General features: G+C 43.8%; 19 protein-coding genes and 1 riboswitch. All 19 genes read right to left on the reverse strand.

Annotated features, from left to right (window positions below):
- Positions 1–810, reverse strand: coding sequence for a Cof-type HAD-IIB family hydrolase (locus KP625_RS06325; RefSeq protein WP_238299812.1), 810 nt, complete (start codon positions 808–810; stop codon positions 1–3).
- Positions 811–866: 56 nt separating this feature from the next.
- Entirely contained in the window at positions 867–1,328 is a 462-nt protein-coding gene (ribH, locus tag KP625_RS06330) for a 6,7-dimethyl-8-ribityllumazine synthase (RefSeq protein ID WP_021985734.1), read from the reverse strand.
- A gap of 21 nt (positions 1,329–1,349) precedes the next feature.
- A complete protein-coding gene (locus KP625_RS06335) occupies positions 1,350–2,549 on the reverse strand; it encodes a bifunctional 3,4-dihydroxy-2-butanone-4-phosphate synthase/GTP cyclohydrolase II (protein ID WP_238299813.1) in 1,200 nt (399 codons plus the stop codon).
- Positions 2,550–2,625: 76 nt separating this feature from the next.
- Positions 2,626–3,282: a riboflavin synthase gene (gene ribE, locus KP625_RS06340; protein WP_238299814.1), complete on the reverse strand. Its 657-nt coding sequence runs from the start codon at positions 3,280–3,282 to the stop codon at positions 2,626–2,628.
- On the reverse strand, positions 3,264–4,358 hold the full coding sequence (gene ribD, locus KP625_RS06345) for a bifunctional diaminohydroxyphosphoribosylaminopyrimidine deaminase/5-amino-6-(5-phosphoribosylamino)uracil reductase RibD (protein WP_238299915.1): 1,095 nt from the start codon (positions 4,356–4,358) through the stop codon (positions 3,264–3,266). Before ribD ends, ribE begins: the two co-directional genes overlap by 19 nt.
- Before the next feature lie 235 nt (positions 4,359–4,593).
- Positions 4,594–4,708: riboswitch (FMN riboswitch) on the reverse strand.
- 60 nt (positions 4,709–4,768) lie between these two features.
- Positions 4,769–5,494: an NAD-dependent protein deacylase gene (locus KP625_RS06350; protein ID WP_238299815.1), complete on the reverse strand. Its 726-nt coding sequence runs from the start codon at positions 5,492–5,494 to the stop codon at positions 4,769–4,771.
- Positions 5,495–5,557: 63 nt separating this feature from the next.
- Complete coding sequence (locus tag KP625_RS06355; protein ID WP_238299816.1) at positions 5,558–6,796, reverse strand: CdaR family protein; 1,239 nt, start codon at positions 6,794–6,796, stop codon at positions 5,558–5,560.
- Positions 6,783–7,655 (reverse strand): diadenylate cyclase CdaA, encoded by an 873-nt coding sequence (gene cdaA, locus KP625_RS06360; RefSeq protein ID WP_177969234.1) that lies wholly within the window; start codon positions 7,653–7,655, stop codon positions 6,783–6,785. Before cdaA ends, KP625_RS06355 begins: the two co-directional genes overlap by 14 nt.
- 34 nt (positions 7,656–7,689) lie before the next feature.
- Positions 7,690–8,847: a proline-rich domain-containing protein gene (locus tag KP625_RS06365; protein WP_238299817.1), complete on the reverse strand. Its 1,158-nt coding sequence runs from the start codon at positions 8,845–8,847 to the stop codon at positions 7,690–7,692.
- Positions 8,844–9,623 (reverse strand): hypothetical protein, encoded by a 780-nt coding sequence (locus KP625_RS06370; RefSeq protein WP_238299818.1) that lies wholly within the window; start codon positions 9,621–9,623, stop codon positions 8,844–8,846. Before KP625_RS06370 ends, KP625_RS06365 begins: the two co-directional genes overlap by 4 nt.
- Positions 9,624–9,728: 105 nt before the next feature.
- Complete coding sequence (locus KP625_RS06375) at positions 9,729–10,487, reverse strand: glycosyltransferase family 2 protein (protein WP_238299819.1); 759 nt, start codon at positions 10,485–10,487, stop codon at positions 9,729–9,731.
- A gap of 2 nt (positions 10,488–10,489) precedes the next feature.
- The gene (locus tag KP625_RS06380) at positions 10,490–11,755 is read right to left on the reverse strand and encodes a CDP-glycerol glycerophosphotransferase family protein (RefSeq protein WP_238299820.1); all 1,266 of its coding nucleotides are present in this window, start codon (positions 11,753–11,755) and stop codon (positions 10,490–10,492) included.
- Complete coding sequence (locus KP625_RS06385) at positions 11,736–12,887, reverse strand: CDP-glycerol glycerophosphotransferase family protein (RefSeq protein WP_238299821.1); 1,152 nt, start codon at positions 12,885–12,887, stop codon at positions 11,736–11,738. Before KP625_RS06385 ends, KP625_RS06380 begins: the two co-directional genes overlap by 20 nt.
- A gap of 1 nt (position 12,888) precedes the next feature.
- Complete coding sequence (locus KP625_RS06390; protein WP_238299916.1) at positions 12,889–13,590, reverse strand: ABC transporter ATP-binding protein; 702 nt, start codon at positions 13,588–13,590, stop codon at positions 12,889–12,891.
- A gap of 66 nt (positions 13,591–13,656) precedes the next feature.
- A complete protein-coding gene (locus KP625_RS06395; RefSeq protein ID WP_238299822.1) occupies positions 13,657–14,433 on the reverse strand; it encodes an ABC transporter permease in 777 nt (258 codons plus the stop codon).
- A gap of 17 nt (positions 14,434–14,450) precedes the next feature.
- On the reverse strand, positions 14,451–15,542 hold the full coding sequence (locus tag KP625_RS06400; protein ID WP_238299823.1) for an NAD-dependent epimerase/dehydratase family protein: 1,092 nt from the start codon (positions 15,540–15,542) through the stop codon (positions 14,451–14,453).
- Positions 15,530–16,246, reverse strand: coding sequence for an IspD/TarI family cytidylyltransferase (locus tag KP625_RS06405; RefSeq protein ID WP_177970578.1), 717 nt, complete (start codon positions 16,244–16,246; stop codon positions 15,530–15,532). The genes KP625_RS06400 and KP625_RS06405 overlap by 13 nt, the downstream gene beginning before the upstream one ends.
- Positions 16,247–16,257: 11 nt before the next feature.
- Positions 16,258–17,616 carry an exopolysaccharide biosynthesis polyprenyl glycosylphosphotransferase gene (locus KP625_RS06410; RefSeq protein WP_238299824.1) on the reverse strand — a complete coding sequence of 453 codons (1,359 nt, stop codon included), beginning with the start codon at positions 17,614–17,616 and terminating at the stop codon, positions 16,258–16,260.
- A gap of 167 nt (positions 17,617–17,783) precedes the next feature.
- Entirely contained in the window at positions 17,784–20,882 is a 3,099-nt protein-coding gene (locus KP625_RS06415) for a hypothetical protein (RefSeq protein ID WP_238299825.1), read from the reverse strand.
- Positions 20,883–20,885 lie beyond the last annotated feature (3 nt).

Consider the following 20,885-nt stretch of genomic DNA (forward strand, 5'->3'; position numbering starts at 1 on the left):
TTACTCGATTATTCCAAAATGCTGCATAGCCTTCTCGATTCCATCCTGTTCCACTGTATCTGTGCGATACATAGACACGGCAGCTACCTCTTCTGTGCAGACTCCCATCGCTATGCTATTTTGTACATATCGTAACATATCCAGGTCGTTATTACTATCCCCAAACGCATAAATCCGCTCGAGTGGGATATCGTATTTCTGCATCAGAAACTGAATTCCGGTCGCTTTTGAAAATCCGTGCGGCACAACTTCAAGAAAATTTCCTTCTCTCTGTATACATGTGAAATCCTGTGACATATAGTCGATAAATTCCTGTAATTTCGGATTTCCTTCTTCATACCAGCAGGCAAACTTGTCAAAACAGAAATCCGGATCTTCGATATCTGATATCACATTTCTTTCCATAGATTTAAAATAGCTTAATATCTCCCGGTATTCCTCATCTTCTGCTTCCAGCACAGGATCATATGCGGTATGTTCTGTATGCTCAAAAATTGCCATCATACGGCAGTCACGACACTTATATGCAATCTCCCTGCAACGCTCCTGTGATACCCGGTTATGCAGCAATTCCCTGCCTTCCGAAATAATATATGTTCCACATCCGCAAACATATCCATCAAAGCCAACATCTCTTATAAACTCATCCACGTTCGCCATAACACGTCCCGTATTAATATATACCAGATGTCCGCGTTCCCGTGCCGCACGCAATGCACGCTTCGCACTTTCCGGAAATGTCCGTTTACCATCAGTTGTGATCAGTGTCCCATCAATATCAAAAAACAACATACAACGTTCCTTTTTCATATCCGTCTATCCCTATTCTTAACTAAACTTCTATCCTCTATTGTAATGTGTACGGATTAAATCTGCTTCATCAGATTGATCATCTCAATTGCTGACAGAGCGCAATCATATCCCTTGTTTCCTGCCTTTGTTCCTGCACGCTCGATTGCCTGCTCAATATTCTCCGTTGTAACAACTCCGAACAATACCGGAATCTCTGTCTCTAATGATACGGAAGCTACCCCCTTCGATACTTCGTTACATACATAATCATAGTGGCTCGTTGCTCCGCGAATAACAGCACCAAGGCAGATTACCGCATCGTACTTTCCAGACTTCGCCATCTTCTTTGCAACAACCGGAATTTCAAATGCACCCGGTACCCATGCCACCGTGACATCTTCTTCCTTCACATCATGACGGATCAGACCATCCATCGCACCACCAACTAATTTAGATACGATAAATTCATTAAATCTTGCTGCCACGATTCCGATTTTTGCACCATCTGCGACTAATTTTCCTTCTAATTTGTTCATTTTCTTTCTCTCCTTATTCTTTTATTTATAGTTTAAGATATGACCCATTTTCTCCTGCTTGGTACGCAGATAGAATTCGTCATATTTACCCGGTTCCATAATGATTGGCACGCGCTCCACAATCTCCAGGTTGTAACCGGAAAGTCCATATACCTTCAGTGGATTGTTCGTGAGCAGGCGCATCTTGTGTACACCAAGGTCCACGAGAATCTGTGTACCGATTGTGTAGTCTCTGGCATCTTCCGGGAATCCAAGCTTCAGGTTAGCCTCCACCGTGTCAAGTCCCTGATCCTGCAGCTGGTATGCACGGATTTTGTTAATCAGTCCGATTCCTCGACCCTCCTGACGCAGGTAGAGAAGCACACCTCTGCCCTCTTTGGCAATCTGTTTCATAGCCGCATCATACTGCTGACCGCAATCGCAGCGTGCAGAGCCAAGCGCGTCTCCGGTCAGGCATTCCGAATGCACACGGCAGAGTACCGGCTCGCCATCTGTGATATCGCCCTTTACGAGTGCAACATGGTGCTCGCCGTTTAATTTATTTACATAGCCATAAATCATGAACTCACCGTACCGTGTCGGCATCTTCGCCTTTGCCACACACTCGACAAATACTTCATGTTCCTTACGGTACCGAATCAGCTTCTCCACCGTAGAAATCTTGAGATCATGCTGTTTTGCAAACTGTTCTAAGTCATCGCGTCTAGCCATCATGCCATCATCGCGCATGATCTCACAACAAAGGCCGACCGGTTTTAAGCCTGCAATCTTCATCAGATCAACCGTAGCTTCAGTATGTCCCTGCCGCTCAATCACGCCGCCCGGTCTTGCCTCAAGCGGAAACATATGTCCCGGTCTGCGGAAATCCTCCGGCTTCGCATCATCCTCTACAAACTTACGTGCTGTAATGCCTCTCTCATAGGCCGAGATTCCGGTTGTCGTACTTACATGATCGACCGATACTGAAAATGCAGTACAGTGATTATCTGTATTTGTAATACACATCTGTGGCAGATGCAGCTTGTCCGTATATTCCGGTGCCATCGGCATACAGATCAGTCCTTTGGCATAACTCGCCATAAAGTTCACATTCTCTGTTGTTGCAAATTCTGCAGCACAGATGACATCGCCCTCATTCTCACGGTTTTCATCATCCATGATTACGACGCATTTTCCTTTTTTGAGATCTTCCACAACCTCTTCAATGCTGTTTAATTCCATATTGTTCCTCCTGTATATGAATTGTTAATCATTGTATGTTCATAACTCTATTATGTGTAATTACCGCTATCTTTCCCTATAAGAATCCATGCTCTGCAAGAAATCCAATATCGACTTTCGAGCTTTGTTTCTTATTCTCCGGTTCTTTGAAGTTAAGTAAATGCTCCACATATTTCCCGACTACATCATTTTCCAGATTCACGATATCGCCCGGCTTCTTTGTGAGCAATGTCGTCTCCTGTCCGGTGTGCGGAATGATGGATACCTGAAACCGGTCGGTACTGACTGTCGCAACTGTCAGGCTGATACCGTCAATCGCAATTGAACCTTTCTCAATAATATATTTCATGATCTGCGGTGTTGTCTCGATCGTTACCCAGACTGCATTTTCTTCCCGCTCCATGTTCACGATTGTTCCGGTGCCATCGATATGCCCGGATACGATATGTCCGCCAAAGCGTCCGCCTGCCGCCATCGCTCGTTCCAGATTGACTTTACTTCCCGTATGCAGCGTGCCAAGCGATGTCCGCCGCATCGTCTCCGCCATGACATCCGCGGTAAATGTATTTCCCGAAATGGATGTTGCCGTCAGACAGATGCCATTGACCGCGATACTGTCTCCAACCTTCGCATCCTGCAGGACATATGGTGCCTCGATTGTAAGGCTTTCCGATTTCGATGCCTTTCTCGCAGCCAGAAGCGTTCCAACTTCTTCTATGATTCCTGTAAACATATTTCCCGCTTCTCCTTTCGATATTGAAGTAAGATGTCATCTCCTATCCGCTCCATCCGGTCAAATGCAAATCGGTACGCACCATTTGGATCCGGTACGCCCTTGCCTTCCACCGGTGTTTTTGCTTCCGCACCTCCTATGATTTTCGGTGCGATATACACCTGCACCTCCTGCACGATATCCTGTGCAAGCGCCTGCTCATTTAACGTACCACCGCCCTCTAACAAAATGCCGTCGATATCCTGTGCGCCAAGCTTCACCATCAGATCATACAGATCAATGCGTCCATCTTTTTCTTTACATTGTAGTATCTGCACATTTGCCTGCTTCAATTCTTTTGCCTTGTCAGATGCGCCATCGAGTGTTGCCACGATCGTTGGAACATTCTCTGCAGTCCGTACCAACTGACAATCAAGCGGGATTCGCAGATGACTGTCACACACAATCCGGATTGGATTTCTGCCTCCTTCGATCCGGCAGGTCAAAGCCGGGTCATCCTGCAAGACAGTGTTACATCCAACCATAATTCCTTTGAGCCAGTTCCGTGTCACCTGCACATGCTGTCTCGCCGCTTCCCCGGTGATCCATTGACTTTTTCCGGTATACGCCGCAATCTTGCCGTCCATCGACATCGCGTATTTCATAACCACATATGGCAGTTTCGTTGTTATATAATGGAAGAATACCGGATTGATTGCATCACACGCATCCTTCATCACGCCGGTCTCTACCGCAACACCATGCTCCCGCAGGAACGTAATGCCTTTTCCTGCCACCTTGTCGTTTGGATCATCACTACCGACATATACCTTCTTAATTCCGTGTTCCACAATTGCCTGGGTACAAGGCGGTTGTTTGCCATAGTGGCAGCATGGTTCCAATGTTACATACATTTCAGCCCCGACCGCATCCTCGGTAAGACTTGCAAACGCCGCACGTTCTGCATGCAGATCACCATATCTCGCATGATATCCCTGTCCGATAATCCGGTCATCCTTCACAATCACCGCACCGACAAGCGGATTCGGATTAACTGCACCGGTTCCTTTTTTTGCAAGCTCGATTGCAAGCTCCATATATTCCTGTTTGTATGCCACTTTATCACCTTCTTCGTTCTATTCACGGATTAATGCAGATCGCAACAATTGCAGGCAGGCCTTGCATCAACATATGTTTGGCCGGTTATCCCCTAAAAAATTAAAACCCCGGTCACATATCACTATGTACCGGGGCTTCAAAATTCTATCCGCATTCAAATCAAATGGCTTTCATAGTGTTATAAACACTCTGCCATTTTCTCCTGCATTTCTTATCCTTACTCTCTCATCCAGACTATACTGTCGGCTTTGGAATCTCACCAAATCATGCATCACTGCGCGCGGGCTATACCGCCGGTGGGGAATCGCACCCCGCCCCGAGTAAATATTTATTTACTTTTAACACAATTGTACTTTAGCACCAACAATTTATTATGTCAAGGCCTGCATCAAACATCAATCTGCGATAATACCTCGCCGATTTTACCATTGATAACAATATCTGCATAGGAGTCACGCGGCGTCGATGCCATATTGATGACAACAAGATATTTTCCATGGAAATAATCAATCAGCCCTGCTGCCGGATACACCGCCAGCGATGTACCTCCGATAATCAGCATATCTGCCTGCGCAATATGGTTGACGGAACGCGTCAATACGCTCTGATCGAGCCCTTCCTCATACAGGACAACATCCGGTTTGATGATTGCACCACATTCGTCACACGTCGGGATTCCATCAGCTTCCACAATATACGAAAGCGGGAAAAATTTCTTACATTTTGTACAGTAATTCCTGTGTACCGAACCATGCAGTTCCAACACTTCCTTACTGCCCGCCTCTTGATGCAATCCATCGATATTCTGTGTAATTACAGCCTTTAACTTTCCTGCCTGTTCTAATTCAGCTAATTTTTTATGCGCGGCATTTGGCTGCGCCTGTGGAAACAACATTTTATCCTTGTAAAACTCATAGAATTCCTCTGTGTGCTGCATATAAAAACTATGACTGACGATTGTCTCTGGCGGATATTTGTATTTCTGGTTATACAAACCATCCGTGCTTCTAAAGTCCGGAATTCCACTTTCTGTTGACACTCCGGCACCACCAAAGAATACGATTGAATTGCTATTTTCGACCGCCTGTTTCAATACCGCTATTTTATCGTCCATCTTCTCTCACTTCTTTCTATAATACCATGTACAGCCAAGTGATTCACGCTCTTATACTCTGTGTTATTCATCGGCATTTGATACATCGACATTCACAGTACCACTAATCTCATAATTTATACCATCAATCTCCTTGAGAGTTACCTTTACGTTGGAGTGATTTCCTACCGGAAGATTGGAGCAGTCGATTGTCGGCACAATATCCTCCAACTTCAATTTATCAATCACATCTGAAAATCCAGCGGCCGTAATCGAAAAATTGTTCAGCGTGATTTTATATGTGTAATCAGGTGACTGTTTATCTAACTTAAAATTCTCTTCCTTCACGTTCAGCTTTTTCTCTTCCAGCTTTGTAATTGAGATATTGACTGTAATCTCCGGCGGAATTCCAACCACGGAAACTCCATCCGGCAGATAATCACGAACGTCTACATCCGTTTGATAATCTGCTGTCATTCCACTTACAGAAATATCATCAATCTCAAGTGTCTCTACCTTCTCCAGATCATCCTTTGGTCCAACCACCTCAACCATCTGCGGCTGATATAACACATTCTCTACGCCATATGCATCATCCGGAGTGCCGCGCAGCGTAACAGTAACCGGTATCTCTTTTGTTGCATAAATCTCTACTGCCACCTTCGCTTCTGAAACATCAATATGTAGTTTATCATTCTTGATTTCCTCACCGTATGCATCGTAGATTTTAAGTTCTGCCTGCGCTTCAAAGCTTTCATTTCTGGAAGTCACATCCACATTGGCTCTAATCTCCGTTATCTTCTCTACGGCACTCTTTGGTCCTTCTACCTTGACGATATTCGGTGTTGAAGCAGTTGAGCTTACCGCATATCCCGCCTTCGTCGTTCCACTTGTAACAACCTTAACCGGGAATTGCTGGGTAACTTTATCTTCCAAATTAAGTTTCATCGTATTATCAACGCAAGTAATACTGATTTCATCCTTCACAGAATTGCTCTTTGCTTCCACAGAAATCGTCACGGAATTTGTAATTGACATGGTCGACAAATCTGCAATCGCAGTGAAATCTTCTCTTCCAAGCGCACCGACAATCGAACGTCTTCCTTTGACAATAATATCAACCGTATCTCCGCTTGCCACATCATACACCTGATCCAGTTCGTCCAATACATCACCATTGATCTGGGTCACAGGAATTCCCGATATCTCTCTTGTGGTTTGATAATCGGAGATATTCGCAACTGCAAGCCATGCAACAACCGCAAGCAAAACAGCCAGAATCTTGTATCCGATATGTCCGAGTTCCTCTTTATTTTTTTTCATTCTTTTTGCCCCCCTTCCGCAGTCTTGCACGTCTGTGCTCCGGAACTACCGGCTGTAAGGAGGTCAACTTCTTCCGAAGTTCTATCGCATCCAGATTCCGGTATAGGGTTCCACCATATGCAACGGATATCTCTCCTGTCTCCTCAGATACGACAATTGTCATACTGTCTGACACTTCACTGATACCCACCGCAGCACGATGTCTGGTTCCAAGTGCCTTATTTAAATCAATACGGTCTGTCAACGGCAGGTAACATGTCGCTGCCAGAACACGATTATCCCGTATAATCACCGCTCCATCATGCAACGGTGTATTATGCTCAAAAATATTGATCAGAAGCTGTCGTGTCAGCGCTGCGTCCACCAGAATACCGGTATTCTCATACTCGCCAAGTGCGACATCCTGCTCAATGACAATCAATGCCCCCGTCTTTACCTTTCCCATATCAATAGCTGCAGCAACCAGTTCATCAATCGTGTGGTTATTAACACGTTCTAAATGCAGATTCTTATCATCTCTTGTAAGCACATCCGAGAAAATCTTCTTTCGACCCAATTCTTCGAGTGCGCGTCGCAGCTCCGGCTGAAACAAAATTATCACTGCGATAATACCAACGCTGATTGTATTACGGAATATCCATAAAATCGTATTCAAACGAAAAAGAGATGCCAGTCCTACAAAGATAAACAACACAACAATTCCTTTGAATAAGGTCCATGCACGCGTCTTTTTAAACCAGAGCATAACATGGTAAATTACATACGACAAAATAATAATCTCGATAATATCCGTCACATGGATTCTCGGTATGTAAAACCAGTCAAAATATACACTTAATGCTGTGAGTAACTTCTTCAAACTAACACCCCTTAACCATCACTAGTCTATTCTATTATTGTCCATTATTTCGACTCTGCTGCGGGCGCTGCTGTCTTACCTGTCCATTTCCCTGCTGTGGACGTGGTCGTCTCGCCTGACCATCCCCCTGCTGCGGACGCGGCTGTCTCGCTTGACCGTTCCCCTGCTGCGGACGTGGCTGTCTCGCCTGGCCGTTCCCCTGCTGTGGACGCGGCTGTCTCGCCTGACCATCCCCCTGCTGCGGACGCGGTTTTCTTACCTGCTCAACAACTTCATCTTCTGTTATCGTCTTAACATTCTTTTTATTTGCTGTCTCAAATTTCGGAATTGCTTTTACATAGTAATAGTAATCGTCATCCTCAAATTGTACGGATTCTTTTTTGGAGTAATCCACAACACTCTTGCATACCTGCACGACAAAACTTATCACACAGCCAAGAATTGCTCCCAAAATCAAACTTCCTGCCGGCACATTCACATTTACCATCATGCCACATATCATGAACACAAGAATCGTGAAAATACTTCCGACACCGATTGCAACATACCATGCATAGTCATAATGCAGATTATGAAGCAGAGATGTCACCATAACCACAATTGCAAATGCAATAATTGCAAGCAGCATCTCCTTATCTTTCATAAGATTATTGACTACATACGAATACGCTTGAAAATCTGCGTCTTCACCAAGCTTTAATGTCGCATTTGCCTCCTTTACATACTGCGCAAAATAATATACCACAACACCAAAGGACGCCGGAACGGCACCGGAAAAGCCCGCCAAAATAGCTACCAGTACCGGTGCTGCAAACGGAATCTTCATCATATACAGAATCGGCACAAGTGCTAACACATATCCCGTATTCTGGAACATCCTCATGTAAGAACAGTACATAACAACAAACAACAGCAGGCATAACACACCCACATCAACCGACACCGAAAAGCAATGTACTGTAATAACCACACCTGCCAGAAAAACAGTGACCGGGCCGGTTACGAGCGCGCTGATCACAGACAGCAGAAATGTAATAACACCTCTATGTAAAAATTCACTATATCCAAACAAAGAGTTGATGCAGGAAAACATAATGAAGGAGAAAATGAACCGCACAATCGGAGTCGTTACCTCATCATATTTTCTCAAAAAATCACGTATGGCATTTTTTATTGTTATTATTCCAGTCATTCGTTCTCTCCCCTTCCTGCACCGTTTTTCGTATTATAGACATGATCTTCCCGATGCATACGTTGCTGCTGTTCCTGACGGATTTTCTGAAGCTGTTCCTGTTCTAACCGCTCCCTGTGCGCACGAATTCGGCGTCGCTCCTCTTCCATCTCCTGCTGTTTGCGCTGTTCTTCCTGTTGTCTGGCAGAGATGCGCTCATTCCTACGTTTTACGTTCTCAATAATCTCCTGATTCTTGCGCTCCTGCTGTTCCTGAAGCTGTCTTTTAACCATATCCGAACGACTGACACTGGCACGTCTTGCCTGTTCTGTATGACTGTTTCTGGCTGCAGAAACATTGTCCGTCGTACGCTTTCTTTCATCCACCATATGTTCCTTCATCTCCGGTGGATCATCCGCATGGATCAGTTCTTTCAGGTTCACATTATACTGTACCAATCCATCTTTCGCTTTCCGATACCGGTAATTATACAAAATAAATGCAAATACAAAATAGATTGCACAAACAGCCACATAACCGCCCAGCATCTTATATACGATTCCGAAATAATCTAAATCATTCAGCTTCTCCAATATGCTGTCAAATGCCATAAATATATAGCCGGCAATCAGACTCCAGTATAAAACGGTCACAGCGACCCATGTTTTTAACACGTTATAACGCACATAGTCACTTCTATAATATTTACTTACAACCAGGCTTTTGTTCTTTTCATGTTTCTCAAATATCGCAAGCTTCGTCATAAGGATGGTTTTCTTCTCGTCAACCATGTCCATACCTCTCACACTTTATTCGGCAAAGCCGTTCTTTCTTATCATATCGCATCTTGCTTTCAAAATCAATCTTTGATTCTGCGAACAATTTGAAAATACCGTGAATTTTTAACGTTTCGCATATTTTTTTAAACCCATAACCGTATAATGCGCAAACATTCTGCAGGATTTCCAGACAGAGTATCCGGCCAGCCGATATGTCCTATATGTCATCCGTGCGGATTTCAGTTTATTTCTCGATTTTCCATTTTCCGATAACCGATACTCAAGCAATGGTTCATCTATACCTACTGCATATGCATAATCCCGCAGCATCCGCAGCCATGTCAGATAATCCTCATGCACCTCACTGTGTTTCATCGGATACTTCTGCATGATATCTCTGCGCACAACTACAGAAGAACAGTTGATGTAATTCGTCTGCTCCAGATCGGCAAGTGTAATTTTTTCCGGTGTGTGCATAATATTCTGTGTCAACGTTCCATCCGCCTGCATCAGCACGCGTGCAGTGTTACACAGACATGCACCGGTCCGTTCCAGCAGTTCTACCTGTTTTTTCAGTTTTCCGGGTGCAAACCGATCATCGGCATCCAAAAATGCAACATATATTCCTTCCGCTTCCTTTACACCACGATTTCTCGACTCCGCGACTCCCATATTATGCGCATTATACAGCAGGCAAAATCTGATTTTCTCTGTCTGTGCCTCATGTGCATCCAGCCACGCCTGCACTACTTCCATGGAGCCATCGGTCGAACCGTCATCAATCACAATCACTTCCTGCACATATGACTGTTTCACCACAGACGCAAGGGCTTCACAAACATATTTTTTTGCATTGTATACCGGAATAATAACTGATACCATGCTTACTCTCCAAACATCATCTTCATAATCCGTTCCGTTGCATGTCCGTCACAGGCACTCATAAATTTTTGACGGAATTCCTGCACCTGTTTCTTATCAAACCGCTCATCCACATGCCGGATATAATCAATCATTTCCTCTGTCGTCGTATAAATCGGTCCCGGAACAAAATCCTTATAATCATAATAGAATCCACGCCAATCATAATAGTTATCCAAATCAAAGGCAAAGAAGATCATCGGCTTTTCAAAGAGCGAATATTCAAATACAAGCGATGAATAATCCGAGATACAAATATCTGCCACAAACAATAATTCCTCTATACTCATATCATCCGTCAGATCAAACGCAAAATTCTCGTAACCTTCCGGAATCGCAGTCCGCTTCTTTACAAACGGATGCAGCTTAAATAAAAGTATATAATCCTTACCAAGTGCATCTCCAAATGCAGCTATATCCAGCGCATTCGGTGTCTTTGCACGTGCCACTCTTCCACGGAATGTCGGTGCATATAAAATCACTTTCTTCCCCTTTGCCTGCGGTACTACGGAAAGCAGCTTTTCCTGTGCTGCCTTTTTTGCATCTTCATCATAGAAGATATCCGAACGTGAAATCCCTGTTGGCACAACCACGCCCTTTTTATTCTGTAGCGACATTGCCTCTTCATACGCCCAGACAACCTCCGGAGAACTGACGGTTACATAGGTATAATTTCCATGATACGGATACTTCTCCAATGTTTTTTTGTCATCACCAAAGATCAGTTCTGCGGTGCTCATTCCGAACTTCTTAAAAGCGCCGCAGCCATGCCACAGCTGTGTGACAATCGTCTCCTTACGCATCGGAAGTGCCGCAATTACGTCAGAAGATTCATTTAAAAAGATATATTTTGCATCCGCGATATCTGTGATCATTGCCTCACAGGCATGCCGGTAATCTTTACGCTTTGAAAATCCACTGCGCAGGAAATGTGTATGGATCTCATATTTATGTTCCTCCTGTACTTTTTTATACATCAATGAAAAGCTGTCACTGATTTTGCTCTCCCGCACCTCTATAAATACAACCTTTTTTTCATTGACCGGTCTTGCCGCATATTTATTATAAAGTTTCGGGTAATGCTTCCGTAACATCTCGTAACGGTACATCCTGCGAATCTGTTTTCTGCACACACGGTACACCTTCCTCAATGCCCGGTACGGAATCGTCTTCTGAATCGTCTTAAATACAATCGTCTTTTTGAATTTTTTAAATAGGCTTTTCAACATTAGCTCTCTTTGTCTCCTCATGTAAAATATATCGAATCAATCGTTTCGTTACATTTCCGTCACAACGGCTCATATACTGCTCCCGGAACGCGTATCGTTTCTCAGCATACGCATCCGCCTGCAAGGCTTGCGCAACCGCAGTTGTGAGTCTCTCTCCCTCTGTCACAATCACACCCGGCATATCCTCATAGGACAGATACCAGCCCCGGTCCGCCCCATATGTTTTTAAATCCGGTGCGAAAAACAACATCGGTCTGTCAAGCAATAAATATTCAAATAAAACAGATGAGTAATCCGTGATAAGTAAATCCGCCGAAAAAAGCAGTTCGCCTGTCGTAAGCGGCTGTTTCTCTCCCCGTTTCATCATATGCGGATGCAGGCTTTTTATCACCAGATAATCCGGTTTTTTCGCAAGTTCATCAATCCATGCCTCCCCGATTGCCCGCTCTTTTTGATTTTGTTGTCCTGCATTTCCGCGGAAAGTCGGTGCCCACACAATCACAGTTCGTCCGTTCTTTGCGCCATAGATCGTTTCGAACTTCTCCTGCATTGTTTTTCGATAAGCCTCATCAAAATAGCAATCGGTATAACTGCTTCCATATGCCCTCACCGTCTTCGGATACTTAATACGCATCGCTGATGTAAAAAAAGGACGGCAGTACGGGCTGCTCACCGTGACCAGATCATAGTTTTTATAGACATTGCCTTTATAAAACCGCGGGATATCATCTTTTGCATCATAGCCAAACCGTTTAAACGCACCACATCCATGCCAAAGCTGGATCACCTTTGTTTCTTTTCGTTTGCGGCACGAAGAAACCGGAAGAAAATTATCTTGCAGAATAACAAACTCCGCTTGTGCATAAAGCTTCATAAACGCAAGCATCCGCCGCATACCTTCCTGCGCAGACATTGCTTGCAGATCGAAGAAATCATCCTCTACCGTCAATCCTTCCTGAAAAAGCAGTGCATCATGCAACCGCTGCATCGACGGCGGGCATGCGGTCTTGTGTTCATCCGCAAACACAACAAGCCCCTTTCTCACAGGTTTTCTGCAGCAAATAAAATAATAGATTGGAAACAGCACATGCTGTGCCATCATTTTTATAATCTGTTTAATATAAAAACCCATATTACTCAATCATCTCTTCATAGATAGGAGCTATCTCGTCGATATCTCCAAATGCTTTCATCTCACCATGCTCTAAGATCATAGCCTTGTTGCAGATACGCTTCACCTGGTCCAAATTATGCGATACGAAAAGCACCGTCACACCGGTATCCATCATATCGACCAGTTTCTTCTCGCTCTTCTTACGAAATTTCGCATCTCCTACCGACAACACTTCATCAAGGATCAGAATGTCCGGACGAACCACGGTCGCAATCGAAAATCCGAGCCTTGCCTTCATTCCGGAAGAATAATTCTTTAATGGCACATCAATAAATTTCCCAAGTTCAGAAAACTCCACGATTTCATCGAATTTTTCCTCCATGAATTTACGGGAATGACCAAGCACCGCTCCATAGAGGAAAATATTCTCCGCACCGGTATACTGCATATCAAAACCGGCACCAAGCTCAATCATCGGTGCAAGCACACCCGTTTTCTCAATTGTTCCCTCTGTCGGTTTGAACACACCTGCAATCACCTTCATCAAAGTCGATTTGCCCGCACCATTTAAGCCTAAGATTCCAACCCGGTCGCCCTGTTTGACTGTAAATGTCACATCCTTTAACGCCCAGAACTCCGTGTACGCAATATCATGCTTGACAAGCTTGATAAAATATTCCTTCAGGCTGTCAACTTTTTCCTTGTTTAAATGAAATTCCATGCCAACATGGGATAATGTAATTACGTCTTTTCTTGTCTCTTCGCTCACGATATCTCCTCCCATGCCTTACAGATGCAGGATAAACTGGTCCTGTTTCTTATTGAATACTGCCATTCCGATCACGATACAGACGAATGCAAAAGTGAAGGAATAAATCAGCATATGTGTGCTCATCGCCCTGCCGAATACACAGTTACGGAAATTGTTGATAATGCAAAACAGCGGATTGAATTTCAAAATCCAGCTTACATTACTGTTCAAAATCTTCTTTGGATAATAGAAAATCGCGCAGGTATACATAATAAGCATCAACGCAACATTCCACAGATATTCCATATCCCGGAAATACACACCGATCGTTGCAAGTATCATGCCCGCGCCGATAGATAATAAAAACAGATTGATCAGCGGTACGATGGCAAGCAGTGTACGCCACGTTGGGAACACGCCCAACACCAATGCAACAACCGCAAGCACGACAAGCGAAATCAGGAACAAGATGTAATTGAAACAGATATTTGCAAGCGGATACAGATATTTTGGAACATACACCTTCTTGATCATCGCCTCATTTTGCCGGATTGACTTTAAGGCAGAAGTCGTTGACTGTGAAAACAATGTGTACATCAGCCGTCCGGTCAAAATATAGACCGGAAATGATTTTTCCTTGTGTCCCAGCAGCGTACCGAATACCAGTGTCAATACAATCATCGTAAGCAATGGTTCGATCATCGACCAGACAATTCCGAGATAAGATCGTCTGTATTTTAATTTGATTCCTTTTCTGACAAGCTCCGTAAACAAATTGTTATATTGACGAAACTCCTTTATTTTTGTTCCCATATTTTCCTATTTCCTATCTACATGATTTCCCGAAGCACCTGTACGGTGTGGGAAAGTCCGGTCTTCATATCGTACTGTGATTCAAATCCGAGTTCTTTCCGAAGCTTCGTTGTGTCAAGTGTTGCCTTCGTTGCCTTGGAATAGCCCGCCTGCTCCGTTGCATCCGGCAGATCAAACACGACCTGCTTATCTGCGAGATTCGCAAGCTGCTTTGCCACATCGCGCAGCTGCACATCTGAATCCTTCGAACAGATATTGTATGCCTCACCATCTCTGCCATCCATCATAACAGCAAGGATTCCAGCGACACAATCTGCCACATAAGCATATGAAAACTCCTGTGTTCCCTCGCTCTTTAATACGATATCTTCGCGCTTCACACTCTTTAAGATGAACTGGGATAGCGCCTTTGTGTCACTCAGCAGCATCGTTGGACCATACACACGGGACAGACGTGGAATCACAATATCCATCTCCTTCTGCTTGCGGTACGCCTGGCACAATGCCTCACCGGTACGCTTGCTCTCCGGATATCCTGCACGCATCGTGTTGCAGTCAATATAGCCAAGATAATCCTCCGCAAATTTATCGGTATCCCCGCGGTTTTCTCCGTAGATCTCAACCGAAGATAAAAACACGAAGCGCTTACAGCCTGCTGCCTTCGCATAGTCAAGCAGATACTGGGTTCCCAATACATTTGCTGTGATTGTTCCGATTGGATCACTTGCATAGGCAACCGGGTGGGTATTACTCGCAGCATGAATCACATAGTCTATCTTTGCCGGCATTGCCGGATTCCCAACAACTTTCTCATTGATATCCTGCTTGATAAAATGGAACTGTGGACAATCCGCATAATCTGCGAACCTGGCACGTGCTTTGTCCTCATTTCTGCCTAATATATAAATCTCTGTCTGCGCCCCATAATTCTCATTCGCATATAAAAGCGCATCAATCAGGAAGCTGCCGATCATTCCGGTCCCTCCGGAGATCAGCACCGATGCATCTGCAAGCTCCTGTACCTGAATCATACTCGCAACCGCACACACATCCTGCATATAAATTTCACTGTCATATAAATGCATCGTCGTCTCTCCTACTTCAACCATTTATCTTTCTCTGCGGTCAGATATCCCTTGAAAATCTCTAAATCATCCTTTGTTGTAAGCTTGATATTCTTGTCCGAGCCCTTTGCGAAATACAGACGCTCGCCAAGCTCTACCATCATTGTATTTGTATAAGAAGAACCATAGATGCCGATTTCCTCTGCAAATGCCTTCTCATACGCCCACACGAGTTTGTCAAACTTGTATGCCTGTGGCGTTGATACGCGGCGCAATGTCTCACGTGGAATGTATTTTGTTGTGGATACCTCATCATCAATCACAAAAATCTGCTCGTTATAAGGGAGAGAAGTCACACCATTTCCATGCTCATTGCACTTGGCAATGACATCTTCAAGCACCTCATCATCCACCAATGGACGGATACCGTCATGGATGATAATATTATCATCTGCCATGCAGACATCCTTCAGGTTATAAACACCGTTCCGGATAGACTCCTGTGCGCTGTTGCCACCGGAGATTACCCATTTCACCTTTGTGATATTAAACTGCTTGGCATATGCCCATAATACGTTGTGCCATCCATCGATGCAGACAACTTCAATGGCATCGATCAGATCATTTCTCTGAAAACTCTCCAACGTATAGATCAAAACCGGTTTATCGTATACATTGATAAACTGCTTTGGGATATCCTGTCCCATTCTCTGTCCGGATCCTCCGGCAATAATCACTGCTACATTCATGTGCGATACCTTTATCCTTTCTCGTTTTTATCCTTTAACGCGGTCTGCTGGTTTTTATCCACACCTTCCGAGCTTTCCTTGCGGAACACAATACGGAAGGTCAAAAGCAATAATTTCAGATCCAACCGATAAGAATATTCCTGAATATATGTCAGATCCAATTTCAATTTATCAATCGGTGTGGTGTTGTATTTTCCGTACACCTGTGCATACCCGGTCAGTCCCGCCTTTACCTTCAGACGAAAATCAAAATCCGGCACCGATTCCTCGTATTTTTCAAAAATCTCCGGCCGTTCCGGTCTCGGTCCAACCATCGACATATCTCCGACAAACACATTAAAAAGCTGAGGCAGCTCATCCAGATGCAGATTCCGCAGCACTTTTCCAACCGGAGTGATTCGATCATCGTTCTTCTTTGCAAGCTGTGCCCCATTTGCTTCCGCATCAATCCGCATACTTCGGAATTTGTAGATCATGAACGGCTTTCCGCCACGCGTCAGACGTACCTGCCGGTAAAATACCGGCCCGTGGTCATACGCTTTGATGGCAATTGCAATAATCAGCATGATTGGAGATGCAACCAAAATCCCAATACCGGATATAATCAGATCGGTTGCACGCTTAAAAAATCTCTGATCCGCCTGCAAACCGATGTTTCTGGACAAAAATACCGGCGTATCGACCAGGTGCATATCATCGGAGCCTTTCATAATAATATCTGTAATTTTCGGAATTACATACGTTCGAATCGAATGTTTGAAACAATATTTCAGAATTGTGTTTCGATCCTCGGATGGCAGATCATATAATACAACGCCTTCAAAATCCAACACGTCCTGCTGGATTTTCTCCATACCCTGCTGATAGTTTAACACCTCGCAGATCTGGTAACGATCCCGTCTGGCATTGATTTTAAGCAGGAAATTCTCGGGCGGATAGATACCATAGATAACGATTAGTTTCCGTGGCGGGAAAAACAACATATAGATATGCTGAACCAAGATTACCCACAATGTCTCAAACACAATCTGGATAATGACCATGATGATAACCGGAATCACATTCATATAATCACGGGATACCATGCAGATAAAAATATAAGCAACGGCACCGCCAATCACGATAGCAAGTCCATGTGACAGACACAAATCGAGTACACGCATATAACTCAGCTTGTAGCCGTTAAAACTTTTTGTAATCAAAAAGATAAACACCGCATACAAACCAATCACGACATAATTCCCCCGAAAAAATAACGGTTTGTGGTACTCTCCAAACCAGATTACACCAAAAGATACTGCCTCGAACACCCATATGATCAAATTAGCGAGCAGGCTCAATGCTCTTCTACGTTGTTCTTCTATATACATAATTCCTCTTTACGCAAATGAAACCGATTCATCTGCCGCTTTCCAAAAACACGACAGACGCACCGGAAGCATATTTATGTTCCGATGCGACATCGTATTTCATGTTTTTTTAATTAATTGACAATTATTATATATAATTTCTCTGTTCTTGTCACGAACTTTCTAAATTATGCGATTGTCACACGGATTTCCGCAATCTTTCCTTCACGGATTGCAGTCGCAGTATCTCCCGTTACACAGGCAGTTTCGCAGGTTTCTACGTTACCATCTGTACCAACCAGATCATACTTTGTGACTGTATACTGTCCCGGAATCAAATCTTTTCTGCTTCCGCAATCATATACAACCTTAATATTTCCAAATAATGTTGTCTCTACCTTGCCATCTTCCTTTACAAGATATGCAGGGATTGCCGGTGTGAGTTTGAATGTAAGTCTGCCATCTTCTAATGTAAACAATTCGGCACCATTCATCATAAGCTCCCACATCTGAAGGAACTCTGCTGTCGAACCACTCAATCTTGCTACGAAGCCTTTTCCATGAATCTTCTCATTAAAGTTCGCAGAGCTTGCAAGGAAAGATGAGTTTTCCAACGGACTTCTTCCATACATCTCATAAGAAAGGAATGGAATGCCCATCTTCTTTAAATCTGCATAATACTGCTCATAAAGTCCGGACTTCAAAAGCTCCAGGAGATACTTGTATTCCATATGCAGCCAGATAGATTCATTCTCCAGCCATCCTGGTGAGAATGCACGTGCACGTCCAATCTCATACGAGCATTTCGTAAGCGGTGCATTGACCTTGTACATATCGAGTTTCTTATCGTACATGTCAGATGCCTTTACCTTATCGTAAAGTGTAACCTTATCTGCATGTGCCTGTGGCAGCTTCAGATAACGAACCGGTCCCTCTAAGAACAACGGAACATCAACTACCTGAAGATCTTCCGGTGTGATCACGCCATCTTTTTCTGTGTAATCCTTCATGCTGTATGCCATATAAGCAGGAGCAATACCATCCTTCATCTCACAGCCAAGCTTGATTCCTTCATCTACATATGCGATCATACGATCCAGCAGAGAAACCAGCTTTGCTGCTTCCAATGTCTCAAGCGTTCCTTCAATACCAAACACAGTCTTCGCACGATAGCTTTCCTTTGCAATATTTACAGCATTCCATACTGCCAGACGGTCTTTGTTTTCTTCGTAAGATACAAGTGCCTCTTCTGTCTTCTCGATCAGCGCTGCAAGTTCTGTCCATACTTCCACCGGACGATTGAACTTCTTTAACTCACCGCGGAGGAACAAAAGCATTCTCTGCAATTCATATGTCTCACAGACAGAAGAACCAAAGATTCCCGGCAGACCATTCAACGCATCATACCAGCCCGGTTTTCCACCTTCCATCTCAACACCGATACCCTTCATATCCAAAGTGTCGAATTTCAGGACACTCATCATGACAAGCTTCGTTACAAGGTTCGATGTATAAACATCTCCCTTACCATACTGCGTGCGCGCCTGGTTAAATGTAACGCCTTCCTTCTGTTCTTTTTCAATGGAATTGTACTGTCTTACACCCTTTGCAGTCTTTACATAACGCTTTGTACGTGGAAGAATGGTTGCCTTTGATTCATAATATGTATAATCCTTTTCATCGTAAAGCATTGTCTCTTCCTTCTCCGGATATACAGAAAGATATGCATCCACAAGATCCAGATTATAGGTCCAGTGATCACTCCAATATCCCTCACCGAAATCAGCATTCTGATTTTCTACGCTGCGTTCCATCACAATTGCAAAGAATTGGTCTTCATCAACGCTGAGTCCAACCTTCTTGTTGTAAATCTGTGCGTACAGATTACCCGGTGTAAATGGCTTTGCAAAAAGCTTCTCCAATACATCACGGTTATCTGTGACGTAAGCAAATACTTCGTCCTTCTTATCTTCCTGCAATGTATAAGTTATCTGCTTAACCAGCAACGGATTATATCCATCTAACTGAAGAAGATCATAGAACAATTTGACATTATAATCACCAACAAAGTTTGCAAAATAAATATCGCTTCTACGGTTCTGATTTACATCACGGAAATTTCCATTTCCCTGTGAATAATACTCCGGAAGCATAGAGAAGAAATTGTAATCACGCTCTACATCGCCATGCTTTCTGGAATATACATAGAAGATATGTCCACCCGGAAGCTTTACCGGATAACCGCCACGGAGCACATTGTCAATGTATGTCTGCTTGCAGTACTCATCAAATACAGGATCTGCTGTCACTGTTTTGATATTATCTGCAAGTTCATTGATAATCGTATCATTTTCCTCATGTTTCTTTGCAAAATAATCTGCATTCATACCGCAATCTGCGAATGTATGGAACAGCTCCTTCGTTCCAGCCTGTCCAATTACAGAATATAACGTATAGCTGTCAGCAATCTCCTCATGCGCACATGCAAAACCTGCCGGAACCATATTCGCTAAGAGCTGATGTCTGCCGGGAAGTGCAAGCACTTCTGTATTGAAGAAATTAACAGGCTTTGCACAGCTTGTATCATAAGCAAAGATCAGTTCCGGATCCGCAATGATCGGAAGTCTCTCGCCCTTTGCATTCACAGATACCATAAAGTTTCCGGCTTCTACTTCGGAAACCTCTGCCGCATCCACAAGCGCGATACGAACACGATAATAAGGAAGCTTCTGCTCCACATCTTCCACCTGCATCCACGCTTTTGTCGTCTGTGCAGTATCTTTCATATCCTTTAAATGGATACCATATGGCAAAAGTGCCGGCATACCATCCAGGATCTCGACATCTTTCTTGTCAGAAGTCAGATTTGTAATTGTAACTGTACGAACCAGGCCTCCAAGACGCTCATTCGGCATTGTATAATACAGCACATTGACTCTGATTCCAAGTGCTTCGTTTGTCTCTTCAATTTCAAGCTCGTTCATGCCGATATACATCTTATGTGGCATGTCATCATCTACAAATGGCTCATAGAATGTTCCATCTACTTTTAGGAATGTACGGAACCCCATCGTCTTTGTAAACTGGTAAGACTGATGTGCCGGATAAAATTCCATGATGGAATGATCTTTGTTTTCTGAACCGAAGCTGCAGATTGCCTGTCCGCGGTTTACATAGAAGTTCCAGAGGGGCGTTCCGTGGATACCGCTGATGCCCGGCAGAAAGCTTGCAAAGCAGGATTGCTTGTTGTAGTTTTCAATGATAAATCTTTTCTTATTGTCAAACATATC

It is taken from the genome of Eubacterium sp. MSJ-33, from assembly GCF_022174665.1.
In the GTDB taxonomy this organism is placed as follows: domain Bacteria; phylum Bacillota; class Clostridia; order Lachnospirales; family Lachnospiraceae; genus Coprococcus_C.